The 19,974-nt window shown below is 61.1% G+C and carries 20 protein-coding genes; 7 read left to right on the top strand and 13 right to left on the bottom strand.

The features are described from left to right. Positions 1-51 precede the first annotated feature (51 nt). The gene (locus tag ACZ2IA_RS16940; RefSeq protein ID WP_470293769.1) at positions 52-1,692 is read right to left on the bottom strand and encodes a P-loop ATPase, Sll1717 family; all 1,641 of its coding nucleotides are present in this window, start codon (positions 1,690-1,692) and stop codon (positions 52-54) included. A 164-nt stretch (positions 1,693-1,856) separates the two neighbouring features. On the opposite strand from ACZ2IA_RS16940, the gene ACZ2IA_RS16935 reads away from it, so the two are divergent. Then, positions 1,857-2,453, top strand: coding sequence for a lysozyme inhibitor LprI family protein (locus ACZ2IA_RS16935; protein ID WP_470293768.1), 597 nt, complete (start codon positions 1,857-1,859; stop codon positions 2,451-2,453). Positions 2,454-2,602: 149 nt separating this feature from the next. Here ACZ2IA_RS16935 and ACZ2IA_RS16930 read toward each other — a convergent pair whose 3' ends face one another. The 8 genes from ACZ2IA_RS16930 to ACZ2IA_RS16895 form a co-directional block, all read right to left on the bottom strand. Next, positions 2,603-2,899: a hypothetical protein gene (locus ACZ2IA_RS16930; protein ID WP_470293767.1), complete on the bottom strand. Its 297-nt coding sequence runs from the start codon at positions 2,897-2,899 to the stop codon at positions 2,603-2,605. 12 nt (positions 2,900-2,911) lie between these two features. Then, the gene (locus tag ACZ2IA_RS16925; protein ID WP_470293766.1) at positions 2,912-3,052 is read right to left on the bottom strand and encodes a hypothetical protein; all 141 of its coding nucleotides are present in this window, start codon (positions 3,050-3,052) and stop codon (positions 2,912-2,914) included. Between the two features lie 234 nt (positions 3,053-3,286). Continuing rightward, positions 3,287-5,092 (bottom strand): recombinase family protein, encoded by a 1,806-nt coding sequence (locus tag ACZ2IA_RS16920; protein WP_470293765.1) that lies wholly within the window; start codon positions 5,090-5,092, stop codon positions 3,287-3,289. Positions 5,093-5,360: 268 nt separating this feature from the next. After that, a complete protein-coding gene (locus ACZ2IA_RS16915) occupies positions 5,361-5,792 on the bottom strand; it encodes a DUF2147 domain-containing protein (protein ID WP_470293764.1) in 432 nt (143 codons plus the stop codon). A 105-nt stretch (positions 5,793-5,897) separates the two neighbouring features. Then, complete coding sequence (locus tag ACZ2IA_RS16910; RefSeq protein WP_470293763.1) at positions 5,898-6,644, bottom strand: metallophosphoesterase family protein; 747 nt, start codon at positions 6,642-6,644, stop codon at positions 5,898-5,900. A 19-nt stretch (positions 6,645-6,663) separates the two neighbouring features. Beyond that, positions 6,664-7,506, bottom strand: coding sequence for a PhzF family phenazine biosynthesis protein (locus ACZ2IA_RS16905; RefSeq protein ID WP_470293762.1), 843 nt, complete (start codon positions 7,504-7,506; stop codon positions 6,664-6,666). 134 nt (positions 7,507-7,640) lie between these two features. After that, entirely contained in the window at positions 7,641-8,090 is a 450-nt protein-coding gene (locus tag ACZ2IA_RS16900; protein ID WP_470293761.1) for a hypothetical protein, read from the bottom strand. 99 nt (positions 8,091-8,189) lie between these two features. Continuing rightward, positions 8,190-9,218 (bottom strand): TRAP transporter substrate-binding protein, encoded by a 1,029-nt coding sequence (locus tag ACZ2IA_RS16895; protein WP_470293760.1) that lies wholly within the window; start codon positions 9,216-9,218, stop codon positions 8,190-8,192. A 169-nt stretch (positions 9,219-9,387) separates the two neighbouring features. On the opposite strand from ACZ2IA_RS16895, the gene ACZ2IA_RS16890 reads away from it, so the two are divergent. From ACZ2IA_RS16890 to ACZ2IA_RS16880, 3 genes are all read left to right on the top strand, one after another. Beyond that, positions 9,388-11,679 (top strand): ATP-binding protein, encoded by a 2,292-nt coding sequence (locus ACZ2IA_RS16890; protein WP_470293759.1) that lies wholly within the window; start codon positions 9,388-9,390, stop codon positions 11,677-11,679. Next, complete coding sequence (locus ACZ2IA_RS16885) at positions 11,676-12,281, top strand: response regulator transcription factor (protein WP_470293758.1); 606 nt, start codon at positions 11,676-11,678, stop codon at positions 12,279-12,281. The genes ACZ2IA_RS16890 and ACZ2IA_RS16885 overlap by 4 nt, the downstream gene beginning before the upstream one ends. A 748-nt stretch (positions 12,282-13,029) precedes the next feature. Further along, positions 13,030-13,641: a manganese efflux pump gene (locus tag ACZ2IA_RS16880; protein WP_470293757.1), complete on the top strand. Its 612-nt coding sequence runs from the start codon at positions 13,030-13,032 to the stop codon at positions 13,639-13,641. A 194-nt stretch (positions 13,642-13,835) separates the two neighbouring features. Here ACZ2IA_RS16880 and ACZ2IA_RS16875 read toward each other — a convergent pair whose 3' ends face one another. The 4 genes from ACZ2IA_RS16875 to dusA all read right to left on the bottom strand — a co-directional run bounded on the left by ACZ2IA_RS16875 (position 13,836) and on the right by dusA (position 17,387). Next, positions 13,836-14,222 (bottom strand): RidA family protein, encoded by a 387-nt coding sequence (locus ACZ2IA_RS16875; RefSeq protein ID WP_470293756.1) that lies wholly within the window; start codon positions 14,220-14,222, stop codon positions 13,836-13,838. An 8-nt stretch (positions 14,223-14,230) separates the two neighbouring features. After that, positions 14,231-15,412 (bottom strand): radical SAM family heme chaperone HemW, encoded by a 1,182-nt coding sequence (hemW, locus tag ACZ2IA_RS16870; RefSeq protein WP_470293755.1) that lies wholly within the window; start codon positions 15,410-15,412, stop codon positions 14,231-14,233. Beyond that, the gene (gene rdgB, locus ACZ2IA_RS16865; RefSeq protein WP_470293754.1) at positions 15,409-16,002 is read right to left on the bottom strand and encodes an RdgB/HAM1 family non-canonical purine NTP pyrophosphatase; all 594 of its coding nucleotides are present in this window, start codon (positions 16,000-16,002) and stop codon (positions 15,409-15,411) included. The genes hemW and rdgB overlap by 4 nt, the downstream gene beginning before the upstream one ends. Before the next feature lie 383 nt (positions 16,003-16,385). Beyond that, complete coding sequence (gene dusA, locus ACZ2IA_RS16860; protein ID WP_470293753.1) at positions 16,386-17,387, bottom strand: tRNA dihydrouridine(20/20a) synthase DusA; 1,002 nt, start codon at positions 17,385-17,387, stop codon at positions 16,386-16,388. Positions 17,388-17,592: 205 nt separating this feature from the next. On the opposite strand from dusA, the gene rstA reads away from it, so the two are divergent. From rstA to ACZ2IA_RS16845, 3 genes are all read left to right on the top strand, one after another. Then, positions 17,593-18,315 carry a two-component system response regulator RstA gene (gene rstA, locus ACZ2IA_RS16855; protein ID WP_470293752.1) on the top strand — a complete coding sequence of 241 codons (723 nt, stop codon included), beginning with the start codon at positions 17,593-17,595 and terminating at the stop codon, positions 18,313-18,315. A gap of 3 nt (positions 18,316-18,318) precedes the next feature. After that, the gene (rstB, locus tag ACZ2IA_RS16850) at positions 18,319-19,647 is read left to right on the top strand and encodes a two-component system sensor histidine kinase RstB (protein ID WP_470293751.1); all 1,329 of its coding nucleotides are present in this window, start codon (positions 18,319-18,321) and stop codon (positions 19,645-19,647) included. 88 nt (positions 19,648-19,735) lie between these two features. Continuing rightward, the coding region (locus ACZ2IA_RS16845; protein ID WP_470293750.1) for a hypothetical protein at positions 19,736-19,974 on the top strand (239 nt) is incomplete at its 3' end.

The raw sequence follows: 19,974 nt of genomic DNA, 5'->3' as shown, positions 1-19,974 counted from the left end.
TTTGCACTATATATTTAAAAAACCCCACACAAGTGTGGGGTTTTTTAAACCTTATTCCACTTTTATTTTTTGCTTCTCTGACCTTGCTGGAATAACTATATCTAAAGCTTTCCATAGCATTTTATGTATGTGAATCGATGAGCTACCTTTGTATTGACCTTCCGACACACCTCTGTCGTCAAGGTATGACCAACTAACTTTATCTGTTGCCTGTGGCTTAATTCCAATTGCAGATGTTGTGTATAAAATGCAGAGTAGTTTTATTAATAATGCGCTCTGACTTTTTTTGCCATCCACATAATCAGTTATTAACGCTGAAAGTGGGTCATCGCTTTGTAGGTCAATCCAGCTCTCAGTGATTTCATTCTCTAGCTGATTTTTTGTTATCTCGGTGAATTTAAAACTTGGCTGTCTACTTCTTAGTATTGACAGGTAGTCGTAGAAGTTTGGATATGCAGCACTCCACTCATCAGCTAAAGACCTTAGTCGACCATTAGAGTATTTTTTTTCTGCATCTTGTACTATTGAAGGTGACACATACTCTTTTCCTTCACAGAGTTCAATGCAGCAGTTAACAAAAGCAATAACATCTCTAGGCCTATTCAGCGTCCTCTGGATGACATAATCGATAGCAGTTTCACCTCTCACGCTACCACGAAATGCCTCATCGAATGTTACTTTCTTTTGAGTGTACTGTTCCCGTATTAGTTTTTCGATGCGCAGATCAAGCAACTGTTTTAGTTGGTGCGGCTTCCACCTCAAGTTCAAGAATAATGACTCATACTTTTCCTCTTGAAATCCCGCATCTCTTGTTTGGTCAAAAACTCTTCTCAGTAAATCCTCCCGCAAAGAAACAATTATTTTTACTGGACGAACTCGCTGAAATGATTTTACCGTCTCAATCAATGCCCTTATCAGCTTCAATCTGATTTTCTCATCCACCCAGGACTCGTCAAGTCGATCAATCACAATGTAATATCTATGTTTTTGATCAGTAAATATCTCATCTGCTAAAAGTGAAACGATTTCACCGAGCTCACGGACTTGGTTTTGATTGACTATTGTTTGTGCTTTATGAACAATTTCTGCCTTAACCTCTTCATTAAGGGCTTTTGCCCCAGCAAGGTTTAAAGAGAAAGATTGAGCACTAGATCCAATGCTTGAAGTAAGTTTACTCTCTAGCTTGCTCGTGAACTCTTTGACGCGCATTTCTGTGTCTTGCCAAAACTGACTCCCCCATGACTGCATATAATCGATTGCTTTCTTTTTCGCTTCATCGCGCTCGAATATGCCCAACAGATTGTTAAGGAATCCTGACGGGTCTTTTTGAGATATTCTGTACTTCTTTTTCAATAATTCAACTACAAAAACATGCTTCCATAGTAATTGATAAAACAAGTCCAGCTTGACGCCGGCTGTTTCGAAAAATTGAATAATGTCAGAGTTGGAAACAAAATTAAGCGATAGCTCTTCAGCCTTGATCTCTATTGCATTCTCTGAAGTTTCTTTTAGTCTTGATAATAGCGCGCTTTTGCCCGCCCCAACTCGTCCAATAACGAGTCTTTTCGGATCATTGCAATCTAAAAGTACATCTAGATCACCAGTATCAAAAAAGCAGTCTCTCAGAAATCGTTCATCAGACTCTGCATCCATTGCACCAATGGAACTATTTCTTTTAAAAACATATCTCATTATTAACCTACCCCTCTTTTTTTATTGCCCCATGAGAATCTCTTCCCATGTGACTAATACATTGATAGCGGTTTCTGATTTCCGTTGAGAAGGCATTGTTTGCAATATTAATTTAGCATAAAATATGCTAATTTGAATAACTATCTTCTCTACAAGGAACCGCCATGAGTGGCAATGTGCTAGCCAGAATCTTCTTCATCAACACCGCTCTACAGTTCACCGCCTGGACCTCGGGCCGCATCACCCTAGGCCAGTTCCTCTGGCGTGGGATCATTAAGCCCGCACTGTTCTGGGTGGTCGTTCTAGCGATCGTCTGGGGCATCGTGATTGGCGTGATGCTCCACAACAATGAACCCAAATCCAGCCGAGCCAAAACCGTTCCGACCAGCGAACGAGTCGTTGAACCGGTGCACTCGGAACCAGTGCCCGAAGAGCCCCAGCCGAAGGTACAACGTCCAGTGATGACGACTGACAAGGCGCCTGAAGCCGTACCTGTGCCCCAAGCGGAGACCGCTGTAGCAGAGTCTGGAACGCAGTCCACCATGCCAGAGATGGCCACCTTGAAGGCGCTGGATGATGAAATCAATGCGGTCTGGAAAGAGGTAAGACATACGCTGCCAGAAGAAGCTTACATCCAGCTTCGGGCGGAACAACGCGCCTGGGTCAAAGCAAAAGACCGCGAACAGGATCCATCTCTCAGAGCGAAGATGTACGAGTTTCGGATTCGTGAGCTGAAAGAGCGGATTCAGCAGTACCAGTAGCGCAACGGATTTGTGCAAATGACAAAGCCCGACCCCTTTCAGGGGGTGGGCTTTTTACAACGTAGCTACCTACGCGCACTTCCTAAAATACGAAGAAACAGTGAACCGCTTTTTGCAATTTCTTATTCGTTTTTGCCTGAGCTAAAGCGCTATGGTAATCTGCGCCCATGCTTCGGGTCGGTAACTGATTCGTTAAGTGAATCCCACTCTGCCATCGCTGCGCCCGCATAAGACTCAATAGAGTAAAGAGTTCCTTCTAGAGACTCAGTTCTCTTTTTTAAGTCATTTAGAGACGATTGAATGTCTTCTAGTCGCATCCTTGCGTCATCCATATTGATTAGCACTAGTTTGGCAGCCAGCGTAAATCTACTGACGTAGTACCAAACCGTGATCAGTAACATGGTCAGAATAACCAGCCCGATTTCCACTAGATCGATGAGTCCCATCTCCGCTCCAATCTAACTGAGAAGCTTGGACTTCTTGCGCTGTTTCTTTGACTGCTTCACTGTATCATCCGGTGTCTCATCTTGAGACTTGTGCTCCAGTAGCAGCATCGCCCGTCGTAGGTCCTGGACGTTCTCTTGCAGCAGTTCCTTCATAGCTCGCTCACTGGCCAATTCGGGCTGCAGGCGCTAATTCTCAGAATTGCTTTGCAAGGTCTTTGAAGCAGCTGTAGCTGCTACAGGTTGAGTGGTTTTCTTGTTAGACACGCGTACCTCCATCAATGCAACTGAAGAGCTATGAAAATAGTAAGCCGCACAAAGAAAATCAATGCTAATGTTCTTGATGGTGCACAGTTTCCAGTTCAGCTCTAGCTCTCAGTCTGCAGCCGATTACTCGCTTAACATCTCTGTATCGCCGAATGATTTTTCAATCCAAGGAAAAAATGCAGAGGGTTCTTCATTTAGCATTTCATCATAAGTCATCGCATTGTCAAATTTGTGCTTATAGCCATGTGAACTGGTCGGATCAAGAACAATGGTCACTACTCGGCCAGACTTGAATATAACTCCATAAGATTTTGATTTGTCGAGATATTTCTGTGATTGGTAGTTTAGCAATCGCTCACGTAGTCCCACATCCGGTTCATTCTCTTGTAGAAATGTGGCCATTTTTGCCTGTTGACTTGCCCTGAAAGGCTCACTCCCTTTGGGGTAGATGACGATCTGCTCGACCAGTTCGCGAATGCGTTGTTGCAGGCTGGATCGCACTGTTCCTTTTTGATCGCCTTCCAGATCCTGTAATTGGGCGATCAAACTCAATGACTCGGTTGCATTGGTGCGAATGCGTTCTGGGGCTCGGGTGAGCTCAGCTTGCTTCGCCTCCAGCAGATCAATCGCTTCCGTCAAATGTGCAACATCGGTCTCCAAGATGGTAATCCGTTCAATAATGGCTCTAGGTGGGCTGCTGCTGACCTCGTCTTCAATCGCACTCATCCATGTTTCTATCTTCCTCTGCTGATCTTGTCGCTGAGCGCGTAACGCGATCAGTTGCTCACCCAGTACCTTCAGTTCATTGTCGTCTTGCTCTTGGGCGAGCAATGAGGCTAGGCCAACCTCATGGGCGAAGTGGAAGAACGTCTGTTCCAAGTCGGCATAAGGAAAACCACTGCCCACATTGCAACCTAGCCCCCGACGTGCGCTGTCGCAGACCAGATATTTGCGATTCATGCTGCCGCGATCTCGCAGTGAAGCACTGCCCTTGCAATAGCCACACCGAACTGTGCCAGAGAACAAGTTCGCGACATGAACGCCTCGCCGTCCACCTTTGAAGCGTCTTGGCTTCAACGAGTCTTGTACCGCGTTGAACAGTGCCAGGGTGATGATCGCTGGGTAGTAGTCCTCAATGGAGGGCAACTGGATGCGTTGGTTGTCCTTCAAGATTGTGGGGGTCATCTCCCCTAGAACAGCCCGGTTGGCCCAGAGCTTCTGGATGTAAGACTTGTGCCACGTCTTGGTTCGACCCCAGGTCGGGGTTTTCAGCTCGTTCAGTTTGCGGACTACCGCGTCTGCCCCATACCCCTCGACCGCCCACTGATAAATCTGCTGGATCACCTGGACCCGCTCTTCGATCGGCTCAAACTCATCACGCTCGGCACTGAGCTTGAGCCAAAGCGGGCATTTGCTGCTCATCTTGGTGACGGGCGCCTGTGTCCGCTTGGCCTGCCACACGGCTTTCGAACGCTGGCTTTTGATCTCAGACTCTTCGTGCGCCCGGATCATGACTAGTAGGCTCATGATCAGTTGATAGGGGGTATCGCTGATGGACTGCGAAGAATACGTCTGCTGATCGGCCAGGGTGACAATGGTTACCCCTAGCTCCAAGATTTCCTGGAACAGCGCGAGTGCCGTGAAGATATCGGCTCGGGACAGCCGATCCAGAGATTCGACCAGCAGATAGGCATTTGCCGGAATTTTGCCAATCTTCACGGCATCAATGAAGCGCCGTAGGTTACCGGTTTTGGCGTTGTCAGCATAGAAAGCAGAAACCCCAAGATCTTTGAAGGAATCGGTGCACAGATCAAGATCGTGGGTTTTGGCATAGCTTATGGACAGTTCCAGCTGCCGCCGTTCACTGTCGCCATGCGTCTGTTGCTCGGACGACATGCGGATGTAGGAATAGGCTTTTTGTTGTGGCATGAAATGCCCTTTCTATCAATGTTGTGGTCATTTTGACAGAGAGGGTTAATAGATCCAAACAGTAGCGCATCGGGGTCGCCTTTTCTTTGGGTACTTTCTTTTGGCGAGACAAAAGAAAGTACCTCGCCTGTCGGGCGAGACCGACAAGGTCCCAGATCTCGCGAACCGTACCTACAAGCACTCCTAACCTCCAAAAACAAAAACGGACGCCGCAGCGTCCGCCTTCTCATCCTTGAGACCAATCCCGACAAGGTTGGCCGAACAGTTCTTACTGGCGTTCCCACACCTGGGTGCGGCCCAGCAGCGACACGCCGAGGAAGCCGCGCACTTCCAGCTTCTTGCCGCCGTCGACCAGCTTCATCTTGGCGCTGTAGACCTTGCCCGATTTCGGATCGAGGATCTTGCCGCCTTCCCAGCCGTCGCCGTCCTTCTTCAGGCCCCACAGGATGTTCATGCCGTTGACCGGCTTGTCCTTGCGCTCGCCCTCGCACTTGCTGCACAGCACGTCCGGGTTGGCGAACAGCTTGACGATCTTGCCCGACAGCTCGCCGCTGCCGTTTTCGCTGATCTGCACCAGCGCCTTGGCCTGCTTGGTCTCGTCGTCGATAGTCTTCCAGGTGCCGGACGCGGTCTCGGCAAAGGCATGAGCGGCAAAGCCGGCTAGCAGCGCGGCGGCGGCGACCATTTTCAGCTTCTGCATCGTGAACTCTCCCTCGTGGTGGAACGTATGTTTTAAGTAGCAGCTCTAGACTGCACGCGCAAGCATGCAAGCAAGCGCCGGCAGCGTCAATAGCCTGCACAACGCTCAGGCATAGCCGCTGGCCAGCCAGCGCGCCCAGTCGTCGCTGCCGTTGGCGAGGGCGCAGTCGACCGCGGCGCGCCAGTCGTAGGCGACCCGATGCAAGGCGATGCTCCAGCCATGCGCGGTGCGTTCGCACACCGCGTAGCTGGCGTGCGGACTGCCGGTCTCGGAGCGGTGAAAACCGCCGTCGTCGTCGTCGTACGCCGGCAGACCGACGCTGCCCGGGTTGACGATGACCGGCCCGTCGGCCAGCGTCATCATGCGCGGCTGGTGACTGTGGCCGCACAACAACAGGCTGGCCGCCGGGTCCAGCCCGGCGAGTCGGGTCCGCACCTTCTCGGGGCGTGCCAGCACCAGCCGTTCAGCGGCGATCTCGTCGAGCAGATACGTCAGGTCGTCGGAGGGGATGCCGTGGCTGAGCTGCACGTCGCCGAGCATCAGCCCGGCCGGCAGCGCGGCGAGCCAGGCGCGTTGCGCCTCGGTGGTCGCCTCGTAGGCGAACTGGTCGGCCGCGCCGCCCGGCGCGTCGGCACAGGCGAGCAGCTGGCGCTCGTGGTTGCCGCGGATGGTCGGCAGATCGAGCGCCATCAGCCGCTCGGCGGTTTCGCGTGGTTTCAGCGGCCCGGATAGGATGTCGCCGAGGTTGACGATGTCGCGGATGCCCTGCGCCGCGACGTCGGCCAGGACCGCGTCGAGCGCCCACAGATTGCCGTGGATGTCGGACAGCGCGGCAAAACGATCGAGGCTCATGGTGAAATCTCCTAGTCTGTCAGTCCGGCAGGTGGAAACTGCCGTCGGCGACGTCGATCACCCGGCCGCCGACCCGGGTCTGGCCCGCCGCGTCGACCGACAGGTACAGTACGTTCGGCCGCTTGATCGCCGCGCCCTGCTCGATGCGCCACGCCAACGGCGCCAGCCCCTGCAGCGCGCACCAGCCGCCCAAATTGGCGCAGGCCGAGCCGGTGCCCGGGTCTTCGATCACCGCGCCGAGCTGTTCGAAGAACAAGCGCACGGTGGCGACGTTGTCTTCCACGTGCCAAATATAGGCCACGCTGCGACCGGGGCGTAGCATCGCCCGCGGCTTGAACAGCAGCGGATCGGGACGCGCCGCCAGCACCGCCGCCGAGCTCGCCAGCCGGATCAGCAGCTGCTCGGAACCGGTGTCGACCCACTCCGGGTCATGGGCGACATCCGACTCGGCAAGACCCAGCATCTCGGCGGCGGCGACGCGGCTCAAGTCGGCCGGACGGGTCGTCGCGGCGTTGGCCAACAGCGTGTAGACGCCGTCGGCGTGCGCCAGCGGGATCACCCCGGCGCGGGTTTCCAACGCGAAGTTATCCTTCAGGCCGCGCTCGCCGTGCAGGACCGCGGCGCTGCCGAGCGTCGGGTGGCCGGCGAACGGCAACTCGTAGCTGGGGGTGAAGATGCGCAGCGCCGCGTCGGCACGCTCGCTCGGGAACACGAACACGGTTTCGGACAGGTTGAACTGGCGCGCGATCAGCTGCATCGTCGCGTCGTAGAGGCCGCGCGCGTCCGGGAACACGGCAAGCGGGTTGCCGCCGAACGGCTGTTCGGCGAACACGTTGAGCAGGCGGTAACGGTAGGTGGTCATGGAGGTCCTCAAAACACATAGTCGAGCCGCTAACAAAGCCCAGCGAAGCGGTTCTGCTCGCCGCCCTGCCGTAGACAGTACGAGAAGTACGGCAAGGCAGGGCAACAACGCCGGAAGGACTTTGTTAGCGGCGATCAGGCGCAGCCGGCATCGGCCAGCTGCCGCTGCAAGCGGTTCTGGGCGGTATCGAGCCGGCGGCGCTGCGACTCCTTCGTCGCCCGGCCTTGCCGAACCGTCAGACTGGCGAGCTTGCCCTGCAGCTGGCGGCAATGGGCAGCCTGACTACGCGCCTCGGCGGTGGCTTGGCGCTCGCGCGCGGCGCGCTGCTTGGCCTGTTTACCGGGCGCGGCGGCGACGTCGCGACGGTAGTCGACCAGCGCTTCGTCGCGACCGGCGCCGGGGTCGACCACGCTGAACGCGCCGGACGGGCGTGCCTCGGCGCGGCTGCCGGTCGGGCAATAGTCGGCCACGTAGCTGACCGCACCGTGCGCGTCGACGCAGCGCTGCGCTGCCGCGCTCGCCGGCCCCGCCGTCACGACCAGTACCACGCCCAGCATGCCGCCGAGCCGTCTTGTCCATGCCATCGCTCGCCCTCCAAAATCGATTGGTTTGTCATGAAATTACCATGAAAAACGCCCCGGGCGGGGCGCTAGGCGGTGTGATCCGATTGCGGCGTGGCCGGTTCACGGCGCGGCGTGGAAACCGGTGTCCTGGTAGATCTGCTGCAACAGCTCGGGGCCAATCCGGTCGGCCATCCGCGCGTGCACCGGCAACAGCTCCCGCTTGAACGCGGCGCGCTCGGCCGGGGTCGGCTGATAGACGGTGGTAGTGCCGGCGGCGCGCACAGCCGCCAGCGCCTGCTCGTTCTGCTGACGGGCGATCCGGTTCTCGTAGACGGTGGCGTCGCGCAGCGCCCCTTCCAGCGTGGTGCGCAGCTCGGACGGCAGGCCGTCCCAGAACTTCTTGTTGACGATCACCGCGTAGCCGAGAAAGCCGTGCCCGGTCAGCGCCAGATGCTTCTGCACCCGGTAGGCGTGGCTGGTATAGAAGTTGGACGGCTCGAGCTCGGTGCCGTCGACCACGCCGGCCTGCAGCGCCGGGTAGACGTCGGCGAACGCCAGCACCTGCGGCACCGCGCCGAGCGTGCTCACCTCCTCGTCGAGCACCTTGGACGACTGGATGCGGATGCGCAGCCCCTTCAGGTCGGCCGGGCTATGGATAGCCGTGTTGGCCGAAAAGTGCTTGAAACCGTTGTCCCAGTAAGCCAGGCCCTTGATGCCCTTGGCTTCGAGCCGGCTGAACAGCAGCTTGCCGACCCGCCCCTGGGTGATACGGTGCACAGAATCGTAGTCGTCGAACAGGTATGGCAGGTCGAACGCCTCGAACTCCTTCACGCCGAGCGGCGCGAACTTGGCGAGGCTGGGCGCGAGCATCTGCACCGAACCGAGCTGCAGCGCCTCGAGCTCCTCCTTGTCCTTATAGAGCTGGCTGTTCGGGTACACCAGCACCTTGACCCGGCCGTGGCTGCGCTGTTCGGCCAACGTTTTGAAATACTCGACCGCCCGGCCCTTCGGCGTGTCCGGCGCCACCACGTGGCTGAACTTGATCACGATGGGCGAACGCTCGACGTGCGCCGACAACCAGGCCCAGCCGCCGCCGATCGCCAGTGCGACAGTCACGAGGCCTGCCAGTAGGATATGCTTGCGCGGCATGGCCGCCTCTCCTTCAATTCATTAACAGACTGCGGTGACGCCGGCGTTCGGCTGGCATCGCATAGGTCCGAGGCCATCCAACCACGCCGGCCGGCACGCCGTCATTCGGGTTTTCCCTAATGCCGCCGTGCGGTCAGCCATGCATGATACCGGCCATTCCCACTCTGTCATGTCGCCGATGCCGCACCGCCCCTCTTTCTCCCCCAGCACGCCGCGTCCGAGCCGGCTGTGGTGGCTCGCCGCGCTGGCGCTGGCCGGCCTGCTGGCCGCGCTGGTACAGCTGGCGAACCTGGTCTGGCAGGACTCGAAGAACAGCCAGCGCGACAGCCTGGTGCAGGACGTGCTGTGGTCCGAACAGGCACTGCGCCTGCACTTCACCTCGCTGCAGGAATGGGGTACCCAGCTGCTCGGTGAGATCCAACAGCACCGCCTCGATGCCGAGACATTCCGGCGCCGCGGCGCCTTCCTGATGCGCGAGAACCACGACGTGGTGCAGGTGGAGTGGCTGGGCGCCGACGACCAGCGGCTGTGGCAGGTCGGCGAGCGGCTGCCGGTAGCCCCGGCGCTGCTCGACACCGCACGGCGACTGGCCACGCCGCGCTACGGCACGGTGTACCGGCACGGCCACGAGCGCTTCGTCGACCTGGTGCTGCCGGCGATCGCCGCCGACGGCACACCGCGCGGCACGCTGCGCCTGAGCATCGAGCTGAACGCGCTGCTGCAGAGCCAGATACCCTGGTGGATCGCCGAGAAGTACCAGCTCAGCCTGGTCGACCTCGGCGACAACGTGATCGCCAGCCGTTCGGCGTTGGCCGAACCGGTCGGCACGCTCAGCCACGAGATCGAGCTGACCCCGCCCGACGGCGGCATGCGGCTGCGCGCCAGCTCCTACATCACCAGCCTCGGCGTGGCGCTGCCGCTGCTGGCGATCCTCAGCACGCTCTTGACCGTGCTGCTGCTCGCCAGCCTGTGGAAGATCCGCCAGCACATGCGCCGCCGCCACGAGAGCGAGGACGCGCTGCGCGCCGAGGTGACCTTCCGCGCCCAGATCGAGGACTCGATGCGCAACGGCCTGTTCGTGCTGGCGCCGGACGGGGCGGTCGTGCGCGTCAACCGCGCGTTTTGCGCGATGACCGGCCTGAGAGAAACCGAACTGCTCGGCGAGCAGCCGCCGTACCGCTTCTGGCCGGACGGACAGCCGGCCCTGCTCGCCTCCTTGCGCGACGGCACGCTGCCGGCCGACGGCTTCGAGCTGACCTGGCAGCACGCCGACGGCACGCCGTTCGACGTGCGGCTGTTCGTCGCGCCGCTGGCCGGCAGCACCGGCGGCTGGCTCGCCACCTGCTACGACCGCACCGAGATGAACCGGCGCCGCCAGGCGATCATCGACACCGAGCTGCGCTTTCGCACCGTGCTCGACGGCCTCGATGCACCGGTCGGCGTCGCCGCCGCCGACGGCCAGGCCCTGGTGTTCGCCAACCGCGCGCTGCTCGAGCTGTTGCCGGCGATCCACCCGGACGTCTCCGAGCCGTTCTGCCTGGTGATCCCGAGCCTCGATCGGCTGCGCGACACGCCGGTCAGCGAGCACGACATCCAGTTCCACGGCAGCGAGCGGCTCTACCACCTGCACCGCCGCCGCATCGCCTGGGTCGACGGCGAGCCGGCCTGGCTGAGCATCTTCACCGACGTCACCGAGAGCCGTCGCTTGGCCGAACGCGAGCGCGAGCACAGCGAACGGGTGCAGGCGACCTCGCGGCTCTTGACGATGGGCGAGCTCGCGTCGACGCTGGCGCACGAGATCAACCAACCGTTGGCGGCGATCGCCAGCTTCGCGTCCGGCTCGGTGCGCAAGCTGGAAAACGACGAGCTGAGTCCCACGCAGGCCGGTCAGGTGATGGGCCGGATCGCCGACCAGGCGCGCCGCGCCGGCAAGGTGATCCAGGGCATCCGCAGCTTCGTGCGCCAGCGCGAGCCGGCGCTGGCGCCGACCCGGCCGCAGACGCTGCTCGACTCGGTGCTGACCCTGGTCGGGCCGCGGTTGCGCCAGCAGCAGATCGCGGTGACGCGGCGCGTTTCGGCCAACCTGCCGCTCGACATCGATGCGGTGCTGATCGAGCAGGTGCTACTCAACCTGCTGAACAACGCCGCCGATGCGCTGCAGGACCCGGCGCGCCACGGCCGCGGCTGGATCGAGATCCGCGTCGACGCCGAGGACGACGGCCAGCGGCTGCGCTTCGAGGTGATCGACAACGGCCCGGGCCTGCCCGACGGCGTGCTGCCGCAGCTCTCCGCACCGTTCTACAGCAGCAAGATCGACGGCATGGGCATCGGCCTAAGCATCTGCCGGTCTATCGTCGAATACCATCGCGGCGCCTTCGGCTACCGCCCGGCCGATGGCGGCGGCAGCTGCTTCTGGTTCGTGCTGCCCTTGAGTTCCGCCAATGAGGAGTCCCCCCGATGAACGAACAATTGCCGGTGATCATCGTCGACGACGACGACGCGGTGCGCGAATCGCTGCTGTGGCTGTGCGAGGCGCAGGGCCTGGCGGTGGAGGGCTACGCCTCCGGCGAAGCGCTGCTCGCCTCAGGCCGCGCCGCCGAGGCGGCCTGCCTGGTGCTCGACATGCGGCTGTCCGGCATCAGCGGGCTGCTGCTGTTCGAGCAGCTGAAGGCGGCCGGCGCCTACTGCCCGCCGGCGATCTTCCTGACCGGTCACGCCGACGTGCCACTGGCGGTGGCGTCGCTGAAGCTCGGCGCGGTCGACTTCCTGGAGAAGCCGTTCGACGACGAGGTGCTGCTGGCCCGGATCGAGCAATGTCTCGCCAACGACGCGACGTTGCGTCGCCAGTACCAGCAGCAGCAGCGGGTGCGCCAGTCGCTGGCGCTGCTGACCGAGCGCGAGCGGCAGGTGATGGAGCTGGTGCTGAAAGGCCAGCTGAACAAGCAGATTGCCGACCAGCTGGCGATCAGCATGAAGACGGTCGAGGTGCACCGGGCGCGGGCGCTGGAGAAGATGGGGGTGAAGTCGGCGGTGGAGTTGGCGAGTTTGTTGCGGGATGCGTGAGGAGCGTTGCGGGTCTCGTCCGACGGGCCATGCGATTCATCGATCGATCGCAGCAGTCGTGAGCATTGCAGCAGCGCCGGCCCCTCCCCCCCGCCGGGCGGGACCGGCGCAACCACAGCCCTCCCCCACGTTGGCCGAACGAAGCAGGTTGTCCTGCCACCACTGCCCTTCAACACAGCCCTTTCACTCTCGGGGGGCTGGCACTGCAGCCTACGGGCAGGAACTGCAACTGCGCGGAAAATGCCGGTGAAAAGCGCCAATGAATCCGGCGCCAAACCCACCCGCCTGTCCAATCGACCCCAACCACTTGTTACGAGCGGTTCTGGCCAGCCGCCTAACGTCCCGGATCGGCCAGAAGCTGCGGGGCATTTTGAAATGACGTTTGCAATCCCCTCATTGACTATATTGACTTTTTGCCGCCTCGAAAGACCGTGTCCGGCCAACGGCGGTCGCTAGGAATACGCTACTGTAGTACTCAAGCGCACGCTGTCGTCCCGGCATTGCCCTGACAGCGTGTGCTTCGCCAGTGCACAGAGCTTCGTCTTGGGCCGCGTTCTGGCTTCCCCTCCCCCGGTGCACGCGCTACTGGAAATCGAGCGTCAACTGGCGTCGCAAGAGAAGTCGTTGATGTTGTTGCCAATGGACTCTGGAGCATTGAGTACCTACGTGGCCCAATAACCGGCGACGCTCGTTGGACAGTCGGGGTGAACGTGCACAATGGACACAACCTTCATAATGGGTCATTGCGATGCACCACTTTCTCTATGCTTTTGCGATTGCACTCGCCAACAACGTTGACAACATCGGAGCAAGGATTGCTTACAGCATCGGGGGGGTAAAGATCAGTCTTCCCATAAATCTTTGGATTACGGCGATTACCTTTGTCATCTCTTTTTTTGCCGCATTCTTGGGCGCCAAGTTGACGGGATCTCTTGGAGCGCAATTCGCCTCCTTGATCGCCATGGTGATCCTGGTCGCACTCGGGTTGTGGATGATTATAGATTCATTCCTGAAAGCGAAGCGCAGTCGTAATTCTGTTCGGGGCAATTCGAAAAACATCTGGGGCGTCCTGCTTAATCCGGAAAAGGCAGACAGGGACCATTCGAAACATATTGATTTCAAGGAAGGGACTCTCCTTGGCATCGCTCTGTCGATAAACAACATAGGCGGGGGCTTGAGTGCCGGAATGATGGGCCTGAACGCGTTCCTGGTGGCCTTCTTATCTGCCGCGCTCAGTTTTGTTGCCCTTTGGGCGGGAAATCACCTTGCGGAACTGTTTATCAAGTGGAAGATTGCTGACAAGGCTACGGTAGTAGGGGGCGTGATACTGATAGCGATCGGTATAGAGCAGTTTTTCTAATTGTGTGCCGAGCGAGTCCGGCGCTTGCCTCGCGGTGAATCACGAAGCCGAGTGCGCCCCCACAGCAGCAGCGCGGCGGCCGGTAAGATCGCCAGCCACGGCCAGCTCATCTCGGGCAGCCCCATCCACTCTCCTTAACATGCAGGCAAAAAAACGCGCCCCTCGGGGCGCGCTTCGTTGAATCTGGGATCCGCTTATTCGCCGAGCACCAGCACCGCTTCGGCTTCCACCTGCACGCCCTTCGGCAGGCTGGCCACGCCGACCGCGGCACGGGCCGGGTACGGCTGGCTGAAGTACTGGCCCATGATCTCGTTGAAGGTGGCAAAGTTGCCGAGATCGGTCAGGTAGGCGTTCAGCTTGACGATCTGGTCGAGCGAACCGCCGGCGGCTTCCACCACCGCCTTCAGGTTCTTGAACACCTGGTGGGTCTCGGCGGCGAAACCGCCTTCGACCACCTGCATGGTCGCCGGGTCGAGCGGGATCTGGCCCGACAGGTAGACGGTGTTGCCGGCCTTCACGGCCTGCGAGTAGGCGCCGATGGCGGCCGGGGCATTGTCGGTATGGATGATGGTCTTAGCCATTTCTTGGGTCACTCCTTGAGGAACAAGGTCAGTAAATCGTTGAGGAAGCGCTGCCCGTGCAGGGTCGGCCGAATATGGGTCAGATCGCGCTCGATCAGCCCCTGCGCTTCGGCGTCGCGCAGCGCCGGTTCGATCAACACTAGCGGCAAACCGGTGCGCTCGGCAAACAGCCGCGACTTGAAGCCGCCGGTCAGGCGCAACAGGTTCATCATGAATTCGAACGGCAGGTCGTTGCGGGCGATCTTGCCGCGGCTCTGCGTCGGGTTTCCTTCGGCCACCGCCTTCAGGTACGCGGCCGGCTGCTTGTAGCGCATCGAGCGCTCGATCCTGTCCGGATAGCTGATCTTGGCGTGCGCGCCGGCGCCGATGCCGAGGTAGTCGCCGAACTGCCAGTAGTTGAGGTTGTGGCGGCTCTGCCGGCCCGGCTTGCAGAACGCCGACGTTTCGTAATGCTCGAAACCCGCGTCGAGCAAACGCTGCTCGATCGCCTCCTGCATGTCGGCCGACAGCTCGTCGTCGGGCAGGTTGGCCGGCGGCTGGGCGGCGAACAGCGTGTTCGGCTCCAGGGTCAAATGATAGGCCGACAGGTGGGTAATGCCGTACGACAAGGCGGTGTCGAGGTCGGCCAAGGCCTGCTCCAGCGTCTGGTGCGGCAAGGCGTACATCAGGTCGAGATTGACGTTGTCGAAGTGGGTCAGCGCGATCTCGACCGCGCGGCGCGCCTCAATGCCGTTGTGGATCCGGCCGAGGCTGGCGAGCTTGGCCGGCTCGAAGCTCTGGATGCCGATCGACAGCCGGTTGACGCCGGCGTCGCGAAAGCCCTTGAACTTGTCCGACTCGAAGGTGCCCGGGTTCGCCTCCAGGGTGATCTCGGCGTCCGGGTCGATGCGCAGGCGCGCGCGCAGGCCCTGGATCAGCGTCTCCATCGCACTGGCCGACAGCAGGCTCGGCGTGCCGCCGCCGATGAACACGGTGCGCACCGGCCGGCCCCAGACATTGGGCAGCTCGGTTTCCAGGTCGGTCAACAGGGCTTCGACGTAGCCGACCTCGTCGAAGCCGCCCTTCACCTCGTGCGAGTTGAAGTCGCAGTACGGGCACTTGCGCACGCACCACGGCACGTGCACGTACAGCGACAGCGGCGGCAGCTCGCGCAGGCCGCCGAGCATCGGCGTCAGTGCGATCGTGCTCATGCGAAGGTTTCGAGTTTCTTCAGCAGCGCCGCCAGTGCCTGGCCGCGGTGGCTGATGCGATTCTTGAGCTGCGGATCGAGCTCGGCGACGGTCGCGCCGTGTTCGGCCAACCAGAAGTACGGGTCGTAGCCGAAGCCGTTGTCGCCACGCGGCGCGTCGACCACTTCGCCGAGCCAGATGCCGTCGGCGATGATCGGCTGCGGGTCGTCGGCGTGGCGCACCAGCACCAGCACGCAGGTGTACCAGGCGCGGCGGTTGCTCTGCCCGGCCAGCTTCTCGACCAGCAGCGCGTTGTTGGCCGCGTCCGACTTCGGCTCGCCGGCGAAGCGCGCCGACAGCACGCCGGGCGCGCCGCCGAGCGCCTCGACGCAGATGCCCGAGTCGTCGGCCAGCGCCGGCAGGCCGGTGAGGCGGCTGGCGTGGCGGGCCTTCTCCAGCGCGTTCTCGACGAAGGTGAAGTACGGCTCGTCGGCTTCGGGCACGTCAAGCTCGCCCTGCGGGATCAGCGTGATGCCGAGCGGCGCGAACAGCGCGGAAAACTCCTTGAGCTTGCCGGCGTTGTTGCTGGCGAGGACCAGGCGGTCGAACATTTCAAACTCCAATATTGAGGCCGGCGAAGCATCGCTCCATCGGCACGAACTGCAGGCATTCTAACAGACGGAGGTAGGCTCAGAGCCGCTCACAAAACTCAGCGTAGCGACCTTGGCTAGGCGTGCTGTCGCAGAAAGTACAAGTAGTACGGCAAGGCAGCACAACAACGCCAAGAGGGCTTGTGGGCAGCTCAGCCGCCGACCTTCACCTCCGCCCACCGCCTGGTCACCATGCAGCGCTCATTCGGGCTCGCGGGCTCGGCTCGCGCCGCACCGTCCATTTCGCGGCGGCGGCCGGGCTCGAGTTGATCACCGGGAGTAGCCACGGAGGAAATACAAAGGCGAAGCCACCCGGGCTTCGCCTCGACGATCGGATGGCCCGGCTAACGCGTCTCGCCGTTGACCGCGGCGCGCGCGGCGAGCAGCAACTCCGGGCCGGCGTTCTTCAGCAAAGCCGAATCGGACAGCATCCGGCGCCACTGCCGCGCACCAGGCACGCCCTGGTACAGGCCGAGGATGTGGCGGGCAATGTGGCGCAGCTGAGTGCCGCGCCCGGCGGACAGCTCGCGCTCGACGTAGGGCAGCAGCGCTTCGACCACATCGTCGCGGCTGAGCACCGGACGCTCGTCGCCGTAGTAGCGCGCGTCGAAATCGGCCATCAGGTACGGGTTGTGGTAGGCCTCGCGGCCGATCATCACGCCGTCGATCTCGCCGAGGTGCTCATCGGTTTCGGCCAAGGTCTTGATGCCGCCGTTGATCAGGATCTCCAGCTCAGGACGCTCCTGCTTCAGGCGGTAGACGTAGTGGTAGCGCAGCGGCGGGATCTCGCGGTTTTCCTTCGGCGACAGGCCCTTCAGAATCGCGTTGCGGGCGTGCACCACGAAGGTGGTGCAGCCGGCCGCGGCGACCGTGTCGACGAAGCCGCGCACGAACTCGTAGTCCTCGACACTGTCGATGCCGATGCGGTGCTTCACCGTCACGTCGATAGAGCAGGCGTCGCGCATCGCCTTGACGCAGTCGGCGACGAGCCCCGGTTCGGCCATCAGGCAGGCGCCGAACGCGCCCTTCTGCACCCGCTCGGACGGGCAGCCGACATTCAGGTTGACCTCGTCGTAGCCCCACTGTTCGGCCAACTTCGCGCAGCGCGCCAAGTCGTCAGGCTCGGAGCCGCCCAGCTGCAGCGCGAGCGGGTGCTCGGCCTCGTCGAAGCGCAGGAAGCGGTCGGCGTCGCCGTGCAGGATCGCGCCGGTGGTCACCATCTCGGAGTAGAGCCAGGTATGGCGGCTGATCAGGCGGGCGAAGTAGCGGTAGTGGCGGTCGGTCCAGTCGAGCATCGGGGCGACGGACAGGCGGCGCGACGGGCGGATAGCGGAGAATTCGGTCATCGACAAACGGCGTGCAGCGTTATGTGGACAGCCACCCGCATTACTCGATGGGCGAGGCCGGCCGTAAAGCGCTGAATAAAAACAGAGAATTGTCCTCCGTGCCGGCCGCTGCCGTCAAGGCGGGCGCGGGTGCGGCTTGAGCCGGCCGACGCCACGGGCGATACTCGAACGATTGAGCGTCACGCACTACTAAAGGAATCCACGCATGAGTCACCGCATTGTGTTTGTCGAAGACGACCCGGAACTGGCCGGGCTGATTTCCGACTTCCTGTCGCGCCACGATCTGGACGTCCAGGTCGAACCGCGCGGCGACACCGCGCTGGCGACCATCCTCGACGCGAAACCGGACCTGGTGCTGCTCGACATCATGCTGCCGGGCAAGGACGGCCTGTCGGTGTGCCGCGAGCTGCGCCCGCAGTTCAACGGCCCGATCGTGATGCTGACCTCGCTCGACAGCGACATGAACCAGATCCTCGGCCTGGAGCTGGGCGCCAACGACTACATCCTGAAGACCACGCCACCGCCGGTGCTGCTGGCGCGCCTGCGCGCCCAGCTGCGCGACTACCGGCCGAGCACGCCAGCCGAGGCGGTGCCGCAGAGCAGCGCCAAGAACTCGCTGCAGCGCCTCTTGTTCGGCCAGCTGGCGATCGACCCGGTCAGCCGCGACGTGGTGCTGGAAGAAGAGCTGATCACGCTGTCGACCGCCGACTTCGACCTCTTGTGGCTGTTGGCCAGCCACGCCGGCGAGATCCTCAGCCGCGAGACGCTGCTGAAGGCCCTGCGCGGCGTCAGCTACGACGGCCTCGACCGCAGCGTCGACGTGGCGATCTCGCGGCTGCGCAAGAAGCTCGGCGACAACCCGAACGAGCCGTTCCGCATCAAGACGGTGCGCAACAAGGGCTACCTGTTCTCGCCGTCCGGCTGGTAATCCATGCGCAAACTATTCATCCAGTTCTATCTGCTGCTGGTCACCTGCTTCATCGTCGCGGTGATCATGGTCGGTGCCGTCTACAAGCAGGCGGTCGACAAGGTCGGCGAGCGTTACCTGTCCGACCTGCTGCGCACCTCGCTGTCGCTGATCGAGGCCGAGCTGAAGGGCGTGCCGCCGCAGATGTGGGGCGAGATGCTGGCGCGCGCCGACAACGACCTGTCGTTCCACATCAAGGTCGAGCCGCTGTCGCAGTACAGCCTCGACGACGAGTCATACCAGGCGCTCGCCAACGGCGACATCGTGATGATCGAGGACAGCTACCTGTTCCTGCAGCGCATCTCGAACAGCGACTACGTGCTGGTGGCCGGGCCATTGCGCTACCTGTTCTTCCTGCACCAGCTCAAATGGTTCGACTACGCCTTGCTCGCCTTCGTCGGCCTGTCGCTGGCGCTGCCGGTGTTCCTGTGGATGCGACCGCACTGGCGCGACCTGATGGCGCTGGAGCGCGCCGCCACCCGGCTCGGCGCCGGCCAGTTCGACACCCGTGTCAACCTGGCGGAGCGCTCCGGCGTTGCTCGTTTGGGTCTGGCCTTCAACCGCATGATTGACAGCATCAACGAGCTCTTGGCGAGCAAGAAATCGCTGACCAACGCGGTGGCGCACGAGTTGCGCACCCCGCTGGCGCGGCTGCGCTACCGGCTGGCGCTGCTCGAGAACACCGACACCGCGGCGATGGAGCGCGATCTGAATGCGATCGACTCGCTGATCGAGGAATTGCTGCTGCACGCCCGGCTCGACCGACCGGAGATGACGCTGGCGCTCAGCCAGCTCGACGCGGTGCCGTGGGCGCGTAGCCGACTCAGCGACATCGGCGCGATCGCGCCGGAGCTCGACTGGGTACTGGTCACCGACGCGGCCACGCCGCTGAGCCTCCAGGCCGACAAGCACCTGCTCAGCCGCGCGCTCGACAACCTGTTGACCAACGCGCGCCGCTACGCGCACAGCACGGTGCAGGTCAGGTTGGCCGAAGACCGCCAGGGCTGGGTGCTCAGCGTCGAGGACGACGGCCTGGGCATCCCGGCCGAAGACCGCGACCGCGTGTTCGAGCCGTTCGTGCGTCTGGACGAGAGCCGCGCCCGCCATACCGGTGGCCATGGCCTGGGTCTGGCGATCGTCGCCGGCATCGCCCGCGCGCATCATGGCAGCATCAGCGTCGACAGCGACGGCCCGCTCGGCGGCGCGCGCTTCACGCTGCGCTGGCCCAAGCCCGATGCCGTAGTAGTACATTCAGTTACATCGGGAAACATACCCGCTACAGACGATCGTTGAAGGGCGCCCTTAGACTTCGCCCCCATGGAAAGCCGGCCCTGGCTCAGGAACCGGCACCTCACTTAGAACACGATCTCTGGAGTTAAGCATGAAAAAGCTGTCCGTTCTCGCCCTGGCTGCTGCCCTTGGCCTGGCTTCCACCGCTGGTTTCGCCGCTGAAACCAAAGCCGCTGCTCCGGTTGTAAAGACCGCTGCTAAGAAAACCACCAAAGGCGCCTCGGCCCCGGCTGCTCAGAAAGCCCAAGCTGCCAAGAAAGCCGTGAAGAAAGCCGCTTCGGCTCCGGCCCAGAAAGCTCAAGCTGCCAAGAAAGTAGCTAAGAAAGCTGC

This window comes from Crenobacter sp. CS_VA4, from assembly GCF_055597485.1.
This window is presented reverse-complemented; position numbering and strand designations above follow the sequence as displayed.